10 protein-coding genes are annotated in these 13,037 nt (G+C 67.7%); 4 read left to right on the top strand and 6 right to left on the bottom strand.

Annotated features, from left to right (window positions below; all coding sequences use genetic code 11):
• Position 1 precedes the first annotated feature (1 nt).
• The 3 genes from BLM15_RS15725 (at position 2) to BLM15_RS15715 (ending at position 4,480) form a co-directional block, all read left to right on the top strand.
• Positions 2–1,408: a TRAP transporter large permease gene (locus tag BLM15_RS15725; protein WP_126113640.1), complete on the top strand. Its 1,407-nt coding sequence runs from the start codon at positions 2–4 to the stop codon at positions 1,406–1,408.
• A gap of 273 nt (positions 1,409–1,681) precedes the next feature.
• Positions 1,682–2,905 carry an SAM-dependent methyltransferase gene (locus BLM15_RS15720; RefSeq protein ID WP_126113639.1) on the top strand — a complete coding sequence of 408 codons (1,224 nt, stop codon included), beginning with the start codon at positions 1,682–1,684 and terminating at the stop codon, positions 2,903–2,905.
• A gap of 111 nt (positions 2,906–3,016) precedes the next feature.
• A complete protein-coding gene (locus BLM15_RS15715; protein ID WP_236846319.1) occupies positions 3,017–4,480 on the top strand; it encodes a lyase family protein in 1,464 nt (487 codons plus the stop codon).
• A gap of 27 nt (positions 4,481–4,507) precedes the next feature.
• Here the strand turns inward: BLM15_RS15715 and BLM15_RS15710 are convergent, their stop codons facing one another.
• Complete coding sequence (locus tag BLM15_RS15710; RefSeq protein ID WP_335904801.1) at positions 4,508–5,779, bottom strand: citrate synthase family protein; 1,272 nt, start codon at positions 5,777–5,779, stop codon at positions 4,508–4,510.
• Between BLM15_RS15710 and BLM15_RS15705 the strand changes: the two genes are divergently transcribed.
• The gene (locus BLM15_RS15705) at positions 5,744–6,820 is read left to right on the top strand and encodes a citrate synthase/methylcitrate synthase (protein ID WP_126113638.1); all 1,077 of its coding nucleotides are present in this window, start codon (positions 5,744–5,746) and stop codon (positions 6,818–6,820) included. The two genes, BLM15_RS15710 and BLM15_RS15705, sit on opposite strands and share 36 nt — an antisense overlap.
• A 183-nt stretch (positions 6,821–7,003) precedes the next feature.
• Here BLM15_RS15705 and BLM15_RS15700 read toward each other — a convergent pair whose 3' ends face one another.
• From BLM15_RS15700 to hutI, 5 genes are all read right to left on the bottom strand, one after another.
• Complete coding sequence (locus BLM15_RS15700; RefSeq protein ID WP_126113637.1) at positions 7,004–7,582, bottom strand: HutD/Ves family protein; 579 nt, start codon at positions 7,580–7,582, stop codon at positions 7,004–7,006.
• Positions 7,583–7,744: 162 nt separating this feature from the next.
• Positions 7,745–9,412, bottom strand: a complete 1,668-nt coding sequence (gene hutU, locus BLM15_RS15695; protein ID WP_126113636.1) for a urocanate hydratase — start codon at positions 9,410–9,412, stop codon at positions 7,745–7,747.
• Positions 9,409–10,218, bottom strand: a complete 810-nt coding sequence (gene hutG / locus BLM15_RS15690) for an N-formylglutamate deformylase (protein ID WP_206438523.1) — start codon at positions 10,216–10,218, stop codon at positions 9,409–9,411. Before hutG ends, hutU begins: the two co-directional genes overlap by 4 nt.
• Complete coding sequence (gene hutH / locus BLM15_RS15685; protein ID WP_126113635.1) at positions 10,215–11,741, bottom strand: histidine ammonia-lyase; 1,527 nt, start codon at positions 11,739–11,741, stop codon at positions 10,215–10,217. Before hutH ends, hutG begins: the two co-directional genes overlap by 4 nt.
• Positions 11,738–12,982, bottom strand: a complete 1,245-nt coding sequence (gene hutI, locus BLM15_RS15680; RefSeq protein WP_126113634.1) for an imidazolonepropionase — start codon at positions 12,980–12,982, stop codon at positions 11,738–11,740. The genes hutH and hutI overlap by 4 nt, the downstream gene beginning before the upstream one ends.
• Between the last annotated feature and the right edge of the window lie 55 nt (positions 12,983–13,037).

The raw sequence follows: 13,037 nt of genomic DNA, 5'->3' as shown, positions 1-13,037 counted from the left end.
CATGTTGATCCTGCTCGGAAGCTTCCTTGGCCTGATGATCCTCGGCGTTCCCGTCGCCATTTCGATGGCCGTCGCCTCGCTCGCCTTCATCGTCATCACCGGCACCGTGCCGGACGTGATCCTGGCCCAGCGCATGATCGCCGGCGTCGAGAGCTTCCCGCTGCTGGCGGTGCCCTTCTTCATTCTCGCCGGCAACCTGATGAACATCGCCGGCGTCACCGGCCGGATCTATTCCTTCGCGGTCGCCCTCGTCGGCTGGATGCGCGGCGGCCTCGCCCAGGTCAATATCATCGGCTCGGTGATCTTCTCCGGCATGTCGGGCACCGCGATCGCGGACGCCGCCGGCATCGGCACGATCGAGATCAAGGCGATGAAGGACCACGGCTACTCCGCCGAGGTCGCGGTCGGCGTCACCGCCGCTTCCGCCACGCTCGGGCCGATCATCCCGCCATCCCTACCCTTCGTCATCTACGGCATGATGGCGAACACCTCGATCGGCGCGCTCTTCCTCGGCGGCGTCATCCCCGGCGTGGTGATGACGCTGTTCATGATGCTGACGGTCGCGATCTTCGCCCGCATCTACAAATGGGGCGCGGACACCAAGTTCTCGCTGCGCGAACTCGGCTCGGCCGGCATCGAGGTGCTGGTTGTGATGGGCTTCCCGCTGCTGGCCTATCTCCTGGTCTTCGCTGGGCTCGACCCCAACCTCGCCATCGGCATCGCGCTCGCCGTGCTGCTGGCCATGGATTACTACTTTAACTTCTCGGCGGTGATGGCGCTGATGACGCCGGTCATCCTGATCGGCGGCATGACCATGGGTTGGTTCACGCCGACGGAGGCCGCTGCCGCGGCGGTGATCTGGTCGCTGTTCCTCGGCCTCGTGCGCTATCGCTCGATGACGATGCGGAGCCTGACCAAGGCGACCTTCGACACGATCGAGACCACGGCCTCGGTGCTGTTCATCGTCACCGCCGCCTCGATCTTCGCCTGGCTGCTCACGGTGTCGCAGACGGCCCAGCTGCTCTCCGACCTGATCCTCGGCTTCACCCAGAACAAGTGGGTGTTCCTGATCCTGGTCAACCTGCTGTTGCTCTTCATCGGCTGTTTCCTCGACACCATCGCGGCGATCACCATCGTCGTGCCGATCCTCTTGCCGATCGCGCTCAAGCTCGGCATCGATCCGATCCATTTCGGGCTGATCCTGACGCTCAACCTGATGATCGGGTTGCTGCACCCGCCGCTCGGCATGGTGCTGTTCGTGCTCTCGCGCGTCGCCAAGCTCTCGGTCGAGCGCACCACCATGGCGATCCTGCCCTGGCTGATCCCGCTCTTCGCGGCCCTGATCGCGATCACCTTCATTCCCGAGCTGACGCTCTGGCTGCCGCGCACCATGGGCATGATCAGATAGGGCGCGCGGGAGCATCGGACCGAAAAGTGGATTGCGCTTTTCGGGGAAATCCGATGCTGAAACGAAGAGCTAGATCGCCACTTCGCGTCCGCTAGGACGCATGGCGATCTGGGGCGGACTGGCGAGAATGGCTCGCCGCCCCCATTTTCTGTCAGGAGATTGACGGCTGCGGCATGCGGCGGGCGTAGATCAGCTTTGCGCCGAACCCACTGTTACGCAGCCGCGGGCGATCGCCATCTTGGTGGCGAAGGGGCACTGCCGCGAGGTGGAGCCATGCGGGCGCTGATTGCGAAGATGTTGTCCCGGTTGGTCCGGGAACCCAGGATTGACGTCGTATTTGCCGATGGATCGCTCCATTCGGCCGGGCGAGGTTCGGCGCCCGCGATCACCTTGCGTATTGCCGACCGTGAAACCGAGTTCAAGCTGGCCCTCGATCCCGAGCTCGCGCTCGGCGAGGCGGTGATGGATGGCCGCGTCATCGTCGAGCGTGGCACGATCTACCAATTGCTCGAGACGCTGGTCTGCGGTCTGTCGCGCCAACCGCCCTCGGCTTTAGCCGGGACGCTGACCAAGCTGCGCACGGCAGTCAGGCGGCTGACGCAGCACAACACCCCGGCCTGGGCCAGGCGCAACGTCCATCACCATTACGATCTGAAGAGCGAGTTCTTCCAACTCTTCCTCGATGCCGACCAGCAGTATTCCTGCGCCTTCTTCGAGCATCCGGGCGCGACGCTGGAGGAGGCGCAGACCGCCAAGAAGCGGCGGATCACCGCGAAGCTGGCGCTGAAGCCGGGCCAACGCGTGCTCGACATCGGCTCCGGCTGGGGCGGGCTCGGGCTTTCGATCGCGCGCGAGACCGGCGCGAAGGTGACCGGGATCACGCTGTCCGAGGAGCAACTCGCTGCTGCGAGCAAGCGGGCCGAGGAATCGGGCCTTCCGGTGGAGTTCCGCCTGCAGGACTACCGGGCCGTGAGCGAGCGTTTCGACCGGATTGTTTCGGTCGGCATGTTTGAGCATGTCGGTGTCGGCTACTATCGCGACTATTTCCGCAAGATCAGGGAGCTGCTCGAGGACGACGGCGTCGCCCTGATCCATACGATCGGCCGCAGCACGCCGCCCGGCGCGACCAACCCGTTCATCGCCAAGTACATCTTCCCCGGCGGCTATATCCCGGCGCTGTCGGAGGTCGCTGCGGCGGTCGAGCAGGAAGGGTTGATCATCACCGATGTCGAGGTGCTGCGCCTGCACTACGCCGAGACGCTGAAGGCCTGGCGCGAGCGTTTCCTCGCCCATCGGCCGGAGGCCGTCGCCATGTATGACGAGCGCTTCGCCAGGATGTGGGAGTTCTATCTCGCCGCCTCCGAAGCGAGCTTCCGCTATGACGGTCTCGTCGTCTTCCAGCTCCAGCTCGCCAAGCGGCTGGACACGCTGCCGATGACGCGGGATTATATGAGCGAGACGGGACGGGCTGCCGAGCCGGTCGAACGGGCAGCCTGACCGGCGTGATTGAGCTGCCGCGATGCCCCCGCTAGGCTCCGGCCCGGCGGGGAGCATTAGCGGAGGTTGATCGTGCGATCATCGATGATTGCGCTTGCGGTGGCAGCGCAGATGTCAGTTCTTCCAACCCTTGCCCAGGAACGCCAGCCGCGCGACGAGTTCTTCTGGCTCGGCGAGATCAACAAGGCCACAGCCGTGATCAACACGGATGAAGGCCTGCTCGACAAGGCGCTGGCGCCGCGCATTGTGGCTGGCCTGTCCAAGGTTCTGAGCGATGGCGCCAAGCCGGGAGGCAAGCGACCTTCGACCGTGATCAGCTTCGAACCGCTGCTGATCGCGGCTGGCGGGCAGGAAGTCACGCTCCTGCATGCCGGTCGCTCGAGCCAGGACATGCATGCGACCTATCGTGCCGCGATCTTGCGCGACGACATGCTGGCGCTCGCCGACCAGCTCAATCGCACGACGGCGACGCTGGTCGGGCTGGCGGAGAAGCACGCTGCGACCATCGTGCCGAACTACACCAACGGCGTCGCGGCCCAGCCGAACAGCCTCGGCCACACTTTGCTCGGCCATGCCGCCGGCCTCGACCGCGATGCGCAGCGCATCCGCGAGGCCTATGCCCGCATCGACCGCTCGGCGATGGGCACGACAGTGCTCAACGGCACGAGCTGGCCGCTCAACCGCAAGCGCATGGCCGATTATCTTGGCTTCGCAACGATCGTCGACAACGCCTATGACGCCGGCCAGATCTCCTCGGCCGAGCACCCGGTCGAGGCGGGCGCGATCGTCACCAGCATCGCGCTCCATGCCGGCGCCTTCGTCGAGGACGTCATGAGCCAATACGCCTTCGCGCGGCCCTGGATGCTGCTGCAGGAAGGCGACGGCAATACCTATGTCTCCAGCGCCATGCCGCAGAAGCGCAATCCCGGCCTGCTCAACAGCACGCGCCAGCAGGCCTCGACCGCACTTTCGCTCGCGATGGGGGCGGCGATCCAGGCCCACAACATCACGCCGGGCATGAGCGACCCCAAGGACGTCAGGCCCAACAGCGCGATGGTGAAGAGCGCGGTCACCGTGCTCGCCAACTGGGACCGCATCCTCAAGGGGCTCGTGATCAGCCCCGAGCGAGCGCTGGAGGAGCTGAACAGCGACTGGACCGCTTCGCAGGAACTGGCCGATCTCCTGATGCGGAAATACACGCTGCCCTTCCGCGTCGGCCACCATTTCGCGTCCGAGGTCGTCACCCACGCCAAGGATCACGACATCAAGCCGCTCGACTTTCCCTATGCCGAGGCGCGGCGCATCTATGCCGCGTCGGTGAAGGGCACGGACTATCCGGCCGAGCTGCCGATCGCCGAGGCCGAGTTCCGGGCCACGCTCGATCCCGTCGCGATCGTGCGCAATCGCGCGACCGTCGGCGGTCCGCAGCCGGCCGAGATGGAACGCATGCTGGCCGCGGCCAAGGGCCGGATCGCGGAGCAGGGCGCCTGGATCAAGGAGCGGCGCGAGCGGATCGCGGCTGCGCTCGCCAGGCTCGACAAGGATTTCGAGGCCCTGCGGGCACAGGTTCAGTAGCGTCGCCTTCTCGCCGGCGCGCGGTTCTCAAGCGGGCGCCGGCCCGACATAGCGGGCGCGCGGGCGGATCAGCCGGCCGGTCTCGTTCTGCTCCAGCGCATGGGCGAGCCAGCCGGTGCAGCGCGCCGCAGCGAAGATCTGGAATGGCGCTGTCTCCGGCAGCCCAAGTCTCGCCGCCAGCGCGCTGAGGGCGAAGTCGATGTTCGGCTCCTCGCCGGTCAGCGCGCCGATAGCGGCCTGCGCCTGCGCATAGGCGGTTGGCGGCTCAAAGGCCGCGAACAGGGCTCGTGCTCTTGGGTCGCCGTCGGGGTAGAGCGGGTGACCGAAGCCGGGCAGCTTGGCGCCGGTCTCCAGCCTCGCCGCTATCGCCGTCTCCAGCCCGTCGCGCCCGATCTCCCGCATCAGCGCGAGCACGCGCGGCGCGACGCCGCCATGCAACGGACCGGAGAGGGCGGCGAGCCCCGCCAGCGCGCAGGCGGCGAGCGAGGCGCCGGTCGAGGCGGTCACGCGCGCCGCGAAGGTCGAGGCGTTGAGCTCGTGGTCTGCGAGCAGGACGAGCGCTCGCCGGATCGGCTCGGCGCCTTCGGCTTCGCAGCCCCACGCCCGGGCCAGCCGGGCATGGATCGGCCCTTCGCCCGGCCCACTGGCGATCGCGTCGACCAGCGTGTCGAGCACGGCGGCGGCTTCGAGATAGAGCGCTTTCTTGGTCCGGCCGACCATCGGCCGGTCGGTCGCGGTCCGCGCCGCGATCACCGCGAAGACGCGCGCCAGCGGCTCGCCCGGCGGCACGATCGTCGCCAAAGGCGGGAAGCGCTGCGTGCCGCAATCCCAGAGCAGGCGCGCGACATCCTCCAGCTTGGCGCTCTCGGTGAGGCGCGTCGCATCCTGCCCCCGATACCAGAGGCCGCCACGCTCGATCGTGGTGATGGCGGAGGACAGCACCGGCTCGCCATAGGCGATCGCATCCTCGGCGATTGCCGCCGGGCGCCGGCCACGCGCCTTGCGATGCTCCAGCCGGGCGACATCCTCGGCCCGGTAGAGGCTGCGGCGCGAATCCTCGCCGTCGCCGCGCGCTTCGATCAGCCCGCGGCTGACATAGGCGTAGAGCGTCTGCGGCTTCAGCCCGAGCCGCGCCATCGCCTCCTGCGCCGTCAGCCAGTCCTGCATCGCCCATTCGCTCATATATTGATTATATTGTTCAAGATTGATTCTAGCAGTACGGAGGCCGATCCTCAAGGCGAGTGTTTCGAGGAGTTTCAGCTCATGTCCGATGGTCTCGATGACGTCGTTGCCGCCCATACCGTGCTCTCCGAGGTCGACGGCGCTGCCGGCCGCCTGGTGATCCGCGGCCACAGCCTCGCCGAGCTTGCTGGCCGCACCAGCTTCGAGGAGATGGCGGCGCTGATGTTCGACGGCTTGCTGCCGGGCTTACCGCAGGGGCGCGAGCTCTCGGCAGCGCTCGGCAAGGCTCGCGCGGATCTCTTCGGCATCGTCGAGGGCACAGCACTCTCCGCCGATCTCGGACCGGTCGAAGCGATTCGCGCCTGGACCGCACAGATCGCCGATGGCGAAGGGCCCGACACCGCGCTCAAGCTGCTCGCCGCGCCGGCCGTCTTCACTGCTGCCGCCGTGCGCAAGCAGCGTGGCCTCGCCCCGATCGCGCCTGATGCGACGCTGTCGCAGGCGGCCGATACGCTGCGCATGTTGCGCGGCGAAGCGCCGACGGCAGCACAGGCGGCAGCGCTCGACACCTATCTCGTCACTGTCGCCGATCACGGCCTCAACGCCTCGACCTTCGCCGCGCGCGTCGTCGCCTCGACCCGGGCCGGGCTGGTCTCGGCCGTGCTCGCCGGGATCAGCGCGCTCAAGGGACCGCTGCATGGCGGTGCGCCGGGGCCGGTGATCGAGATGCTCGATGCGATCGGCGAGCCGGCCAATGCCCGCGCCTGGCTGGAAGATGCTCTCGACCGCGGCGAGCGCCTTATGGGCTTCGGCCATCGCATCTATCGTGTCCGCGACCCGCGTGCCGACGCGTTGAAGCAGGCGATTGCGAAGCTCGGCGCCGATGCCGGGCGCCTGCGCCATGCCGAGGCGGTCGAGCAGGCGGCGCTCGCCATCCTGCGCGAGCGCAAGCCCGGCCGCTCGCTCGAAACCAATGTCGAGTTCTACACGGCGCTGCTGCTGGAGGCGCTCGGCTTCCCGCCCGAGGCCTTCACCTGCGTCTTCGCGCTCGGCCGCACTACCGGCTGGCTCGCCCATGCCCGCGAGCAGATCGAGACCGGTCGCTTGATCCGGCCGCAATCGGTCTATGTCGGCCCGCAGCCGCGGCAGGCGGCTTGAAGTACGCCGCAGCCGCCATGCTCCAGTGGGCTAGGATAGAGGGGCCACGCGCGGGATCCCCTCTCTTGTAAGGAGAGGGGTAGGGGTGAGGTGTAGGCGGCTCGACCAGTTGCGTGAGCGCTGACCGCGGATGTGTTGAGGCTCGCGATATCCCTCCCGAACACCTCACCCTACCCTCTCCTTTCAGGAGAGGGTTCCCCGCGCCTCCATCGTCAACCGAACCGCATAAAGTTCAGCCTCGCTGCCACTCACCGTAAGCTCGACGCGCGCCGGCGCGTCGAGAACCGCGTTGTCACCGGCGGCAAGCTTCGCGCCGTTCGCCAGCCAGTCGCCCCTGCGGGCGGCCAGCACCAGCAGGCCTTCAGCTGCGCTGAGCGAGCCTGCACCGGAGAGACGCTCGACCCGGTGCCGCCAGCGGCCGCGTCGGCTCATCACATTGAGATCGTCGATCGGCCCGCTGGCCAGCAGCCCGTCGACCGCCCGGTCGGCGGCGAAGGGGTAGGGCGCGCTGGTGCGATCCAGCCTGACGCGCTCGCCATCGCCGAAGACCAGTGTGATGCCAGCGCCGGTCAGCACCGATAGCGTCCGGTCGATGCCGGGGAAGGACGAGAACGGCCCGTCCTGTCCGACATGGGCCATGCTGATGCGCCAGTCGAAATCATCAAGCGAGGCGCCTTCGGGCGCGACCGCGATCTCGGTCGTCGTCCCGCCGCCGTTCTTCCACGGCATGACCAGGCAGTCGGCGGCGCGGATGATGCGCATGGAACGGTCCTTCGAATTCAAGCGGCCACCCTTGTCATTCCGGGGCGCCCGAAGGGCGAGCCCGGAACCCACGACGGGATGCAACGTGATGGTCAGGTCAGGCTCGCCCAGTCGTGGGTTCCGGGTTCTCCGCTGCGCGGAGCCCCGGAATGACACGTGGGTTCAGCCCAGAATCCCCGGCAGCTTCAGGCCCTTCTCCCGGGCGCAGTCGAGCGCGATGTCGTAGCCGGCATCGGCATGGCGCATCACGCCGGTGGCGGGGTCGTTCCAGAGCACGCGCTCCAGGCGCTTGGCCGCCTCGGGCGTGCCGTCGGCGACGATGACGACGCCCGAATGCTGCGAATAGCCCATGCCGACGCCGCCGCCATGGTGCAGCGAGACCCAGGTCGCGCCGCCCGCCGTGTTCAGCAGGGCGTTGAGCAGCGGCCAGTCGGAGACAGCGTCCGAGCCGTCCTTCATCGCCTCAGTCTCGCGGTTGGGCGAGGCGACCGAGCCGGAATCGAGATGGTCGCGGCCGATCACGATCGGCGCCTTGACCTCGCCCTTGGCCACCATCTCGTTGAAGGCGAGGCCGAGCCGGTGCCTGTCCCCGAGGCCGACCCAGCAGATGCGCGCCGGCAGGCCCTGGAATTGGATGCGCTCGCGCGCCATGTCGAGCCAGTTGTGCAGGTGCTTGTCGTCCGGAAGCAGCTCCTTTACGCGCTGGTCGGTGCGGTAGATGTCCTCGGGATCGCCCGACAGGGCGGCCCAGCGGAACGGGCCGATGCCGCGGCAGAACAGCGGGCGGATATAGGCCGGCACGAAGCCCGGGAAGTCGAAGGCGTTGTCGACGCCCATATCCTTCGCCATCTGGCGGATGTTGTTGCCGTAGTCGAGCGTCGGAACGCCCATCTTCTGGAAGTCGAGCATCGCCTTGACGTGCTCGGCCATCGACTTCTTGGCGGCCTCGATCGTGCCGGCCGGGTCGCGCTCCCGGCGCTCCTCCCATTCTTCCAGCGTCCAGCCGGCCGGCAGGTAGCCGTTGAGCGGGTCATGCGCCGAGGTCTGGTCGGTGACGACGTCTGGGCGGATGCCGCGCCGGACCATGTCGGGGAAGATCTCGGCGGCGTTGCCGAGCACGCCGACCGAGACGGCCTTGCCCTTGGCATGGGCGGCTTCGATGATCTTCAGGGCCTCGTCGACGCTGTCGGCCTTCTCGTCGAGATAGCGGGTGCGCAGGCGGAAATCGATCGAGGACGGCTTGCACTCGACGGCGATCATCGAGGCGCCGGCCATGGTCGCGGCCAGCGGCTGGGCGCCGCCCATGCCGCCTAAGCCGCCGGTCAGGATCCACTTGCCCTTGAGGCTGCCATTATAGTGCTGGCGCCCGACCTCGACGAAGGTCTCGTAAGTGCCCTGAACGATGCCCTGCGTGCCGATATAGATCCAGGAGCCGGCCGTCATCTGGCCGTACATCATCAGCCCGAGCTTATCGAGATGATGGAAATGCTCCCAATTGGCATAGGCCGGGACGAGGTTCGAGTTCGCGATCAGCACGCGCGGCGCGTCCGCATGCGTCTTGAAGATGCCGACCGGCTTGCCGGACTGGACCAGCAGGGTCTCGTCGGCCTCAAGCGAACGGAGCGAGGCGCAGATCCGGTCGAAATCCTCCCAGGTCCGGGCGGCGCGGCCGATACCGCCATAGACCACGAGTTCGCCGGGTTTTTCGGCGACATCCGGGTCGAGATTATTCATCAGCATGCGCAGCGCAGCTTCGGTCAGCCAGGACTTGGCGCTGCGCTCGTTGCCGTGGGGGCTGCGGATGACGCGGCTATTGTCGATGCGGGTCATGGCTTGCTCCGTTCGAGCTGGGTGGCGGCGGCGAGCGCGGCCTCGATCATGGCGGAAAGGGTGGCTTGCAGGCTGGCTGCCTTCGCCGGGGCGAAGGTCCAGGGCGTGGTTTCATTATCGAGATAGGCCGAGAGTGCGATCTCCATCTGGAGCGCGTGAACGTGCTCGGCCGGACGTCCGTAATGGCGGGTGATCCAGCCGCCCTTGAAGCGGCCGTTGACCACCTGGCTGAAGGCGCTGCCGGCCATGGCCGTAGCAGCCGCAGCCTCGACGGAAGGCGCCGCGCTCACGCCTGAATTGGTGCCGAGATTGAGCGTCGGCAGCGTACCCGGAAACAGGCGCGGGATCACCGATTTGATCGAGTGGCAGTCCCAGAGCAGGCAGAAGCCGTACTGGGCTTTGGCGTGCTCGATCTCGGCGGCGAGCGCTGCGTGATAGGGCTGGAAGTAAGCCTCACGCCGGCGGGCGATCTCGGCTTCGTCGGGCGCCGTCTGCCAGATCGGCGCGCCATCGAAGGTCGTGATCGGCACCAGCTCGGTCGTCGCCTGGCCGGGATAGAGCGAGATGCCGGCAGGATCGCGGTTGAGGTCGATGACGAAACGCGACAGCCCGGCCTCGACGATCGTCGGCTGGAAGCGCTCGGCGAAGGCGTAGAGCTGGCGCATATGCCAGTCGGTATCCTCGACTTGGCTGCCGCGCGCATTGAGCTGCGCTGCGACCTCGGCCGGCAGGCCGGTGCCGGGATGCGGCATCGACAGGACGAGCGGCGACGAACCGCGCGTGACGGAGACGATCTCGGCGCTCATGCCGAGAGTTCCGCGAAGCTGTCGACGCCCGCCGCTTTGCCAAGTGCGCCCGAGAGCACGAGCTCGGTTGCGGCGGCGAGGTCGGGCGCGAGGTAGCGATCCTCGGTCAGCGGCGCGATTTTTTCGCGGATCAGCGCGAGCACTGGCTCGAGTCGCGGCGAGGTCTTCAGCGGCCGGTGATGCTCGATCGCCTCGGCCGCTGCCATCAATTCGACCGCGATGATGCTCGCCGCGTTCTTCGCCATCTCGATCAGGCGGAAGGCGCCATGCGTCGCCATCGAGACATGGTCTTCCTGATTGGCCGAGGTCGGGATGGTGTCGACCGAAGCCGGATAGGCCCTCTGCTTGTTCTCGGAGGCCAGCGCCGCGGCCGTCACCTGCGCGATCATGAAGCCGGAGTTGAGGCCGGCATCGCGGGCGAGGAAGGGCGGCAGGCCGCTCATCACGGGATCGACCAGCAGGGCGATGCGACGCTCGGCGAGATTGCCGATCTCGCAGACGCCCATCGCCAGCATGTCGGCGGCGAAGGCGACCGGCTCGGCGTGGAAATTGCCGCCCGAGACGATCTCGCCCGGTCCGAGCACCAGCGGATTGTCGGTGACGGCATTGGCCTCGATCGTAAGCGTCGCGGCGACGTTGGCGAGTAGATCGCGCACCGCGCCCATCACCTGCGGCTGGCAGCGCAGCGAATAGGGGTCCTGGACCTTGGAATCGCCGAAGCGATGGCTCTCGCGAATTTCGCTGCCGGCGATCAGCTGGAGCAGCGTCGCCGCCACCTTGATCTGGCCGGGCTGGCCGCGCAGCTGCTGGATGCGTGGATCGAACGGCGTATCGGAGCCCTTCAGCGCATCGACCGAGAGCGCGCCGGCGATCAGCGCCGCATCGAAGACGCGGGCGACGCTGGCGAGGCCGGTCAGCGCCAGCGAGGCCGAGACCTGCGTGCCGTTGATCAGCGCCAGGCCTTCCTTGGCGCCGAGCGCCAGCGGCGCCTGGCCGATCCGCTTCAGCGCCTCGGCGGCCGGCAGGACTTCGCCCTTCAGCCTGATCTCGCCGACGCCCATCAGCGCGGCGGTGAGATGGGCGAGCGGGGCGAGGTCGCCGGAGGCGCCGACCGAGCCCTTGGCCGGCACCACCGGCAGCGCGCCGGCCTTGAGCGCGCCGACCAGCGCCTCGACCACGACGGGACGCACGCCCGACGCGCCGCGCGCCAAGCTAGCTGCCTTCATGGCGAGGATCAGCGCGACGACCTCGTCCGGCAGGGCAGGGCCGGTGCCGACCGCATGCGAGAGGATAAGGTTGCGCTGCAGGGTCGCGAGATCGTTGTCGGCGATGCGGACGCTGGCGAGCTTGCCGAAGCCGGTGTTGACGCCATAGGTCACGGTGCCGGCGGCGACGATGTCGTCGACGATCGCCTGCGCGGCGGCGATCGCGCCGGTCTCGGAAAGAGAGACGGTGGCGCCGTCGAGGACATGGCGCCAATCGGCGAGGCGGGCCTCGCCGGGAGTGAGAGAGTGTGTGGTCATTGTCCGTTCCGAATGCGGGCGTGAAGCGGGTTGAAGCCGATGCGGTAGGCAAGCTCGGCCGGGCGCTCGATCTCCCAGATCGCGAGATCGCAGGCTTTGCCGGCCTCCAGCGTGCCGATCTCGTCCTGAAGTCCGAGGGCGAGTGCAGCATTGCGGGTCATGCCGGCCAGCGCCTCCTCTGGCGTTAGCCGGAACAGGGTGCAGCCCATGTTCATGGTCAGCAGCGGCGAGGTCAGCGGCGAGGTGCCGGGATTGGCATCGGTGGCGAGCGCGATCGGCACGCCATGCTGGCGCAGGAGTTCGATCGGCGGCTTCACCGTCTCGCGCAGGAAGTAGAAAGCGCCGGGCAAGACGACCGCGACGGTGCCGGCCTTGGCCATGGCGATCACGCCGGCTTCGTCGAGATGTTCGAGATGGTCGGCCGAGAGCGCGCCGAAGCCGGCCGCCAGCGCCGCGCCGCCGAGATTGGAGAGCTGCTCGGCATGGATCTTGACGGCCAGGCCCTTCGCCTTGGCGGCGGTGAAGACGCGCGCGGTCTCCTCCGGCGAGAAGGCGATGCCCTCGCAGAAGACATCGACGGCGTCGGCGAGCTTCTGCCCTGCGATCGCATCGAGCATGGGACCACAGACGAGGTCGATATAGTCGCCGGAGCGGCCCTTGAACTCGGCCGGCACGGCATGGGCGCCGAGGAAGGTGGTCTGCACTCCGACCGGACGCTCGCGTCCGAGCCGGCGGGCGACCGCGAGCACCTTGACCTCGCTGTCGGTGTCGAGCCCGTAGCCCGACTTGATCTCGACCGTGGTGACGCCCTCGGCGAGCAGCGCGGACAGGCGCTTGTCGGCGCTGGCGAAGAGCTCGTCCTCGCTCGCCGCGCGCGTCGCCTTGACGCTGGAGACGATGCCGCCGCCGGCGCGGGCAATCTCCTCATAGCTCGCGCCTTTGAGGCGAAGCTCGAATTCGTGGGCGCGGTCGCCGCCATAGACGAGATGGGTATGGCAATCGATCAGTCCAGGGGTGATCCAGCGCTCCTCGCAATCGATCACCTCGGCGCTGCCGAAGGCGAGCGCCTCCGAGCGTGGGCCGGCGAAGACGATGCGGCCGTCACGGGCGATGACGACGCCGTCCTCGATCGCGCCATAGGGCGTGTTTGCATCGGCCGCCATGGTCGCGAGCCGTGCGTTGGTCCACACTCGGTTGCTGTTGGAAGGGGTCGTCGCCACGTCGCCTCCTCTCGACTTCATTTGCCTTATGGCTATGCTAGACAATTGCATATGCAAATAGCAAGCTTCATTTGCA

Source organism: Bosea sp. Tri-49 (genome assembly GCF_003952665.1).
Classification (GTDB): Bacteria; Pseudomonadota; Alphaproteobacteria; order Rhizobiales; family Beijerinckiaceae; genus Allobosea.
The sequence above is the reverse complement of the archived record's forward strand: the minus strand, read 5'-3'. Positions and strand labels throughout refer to the sequence as shown.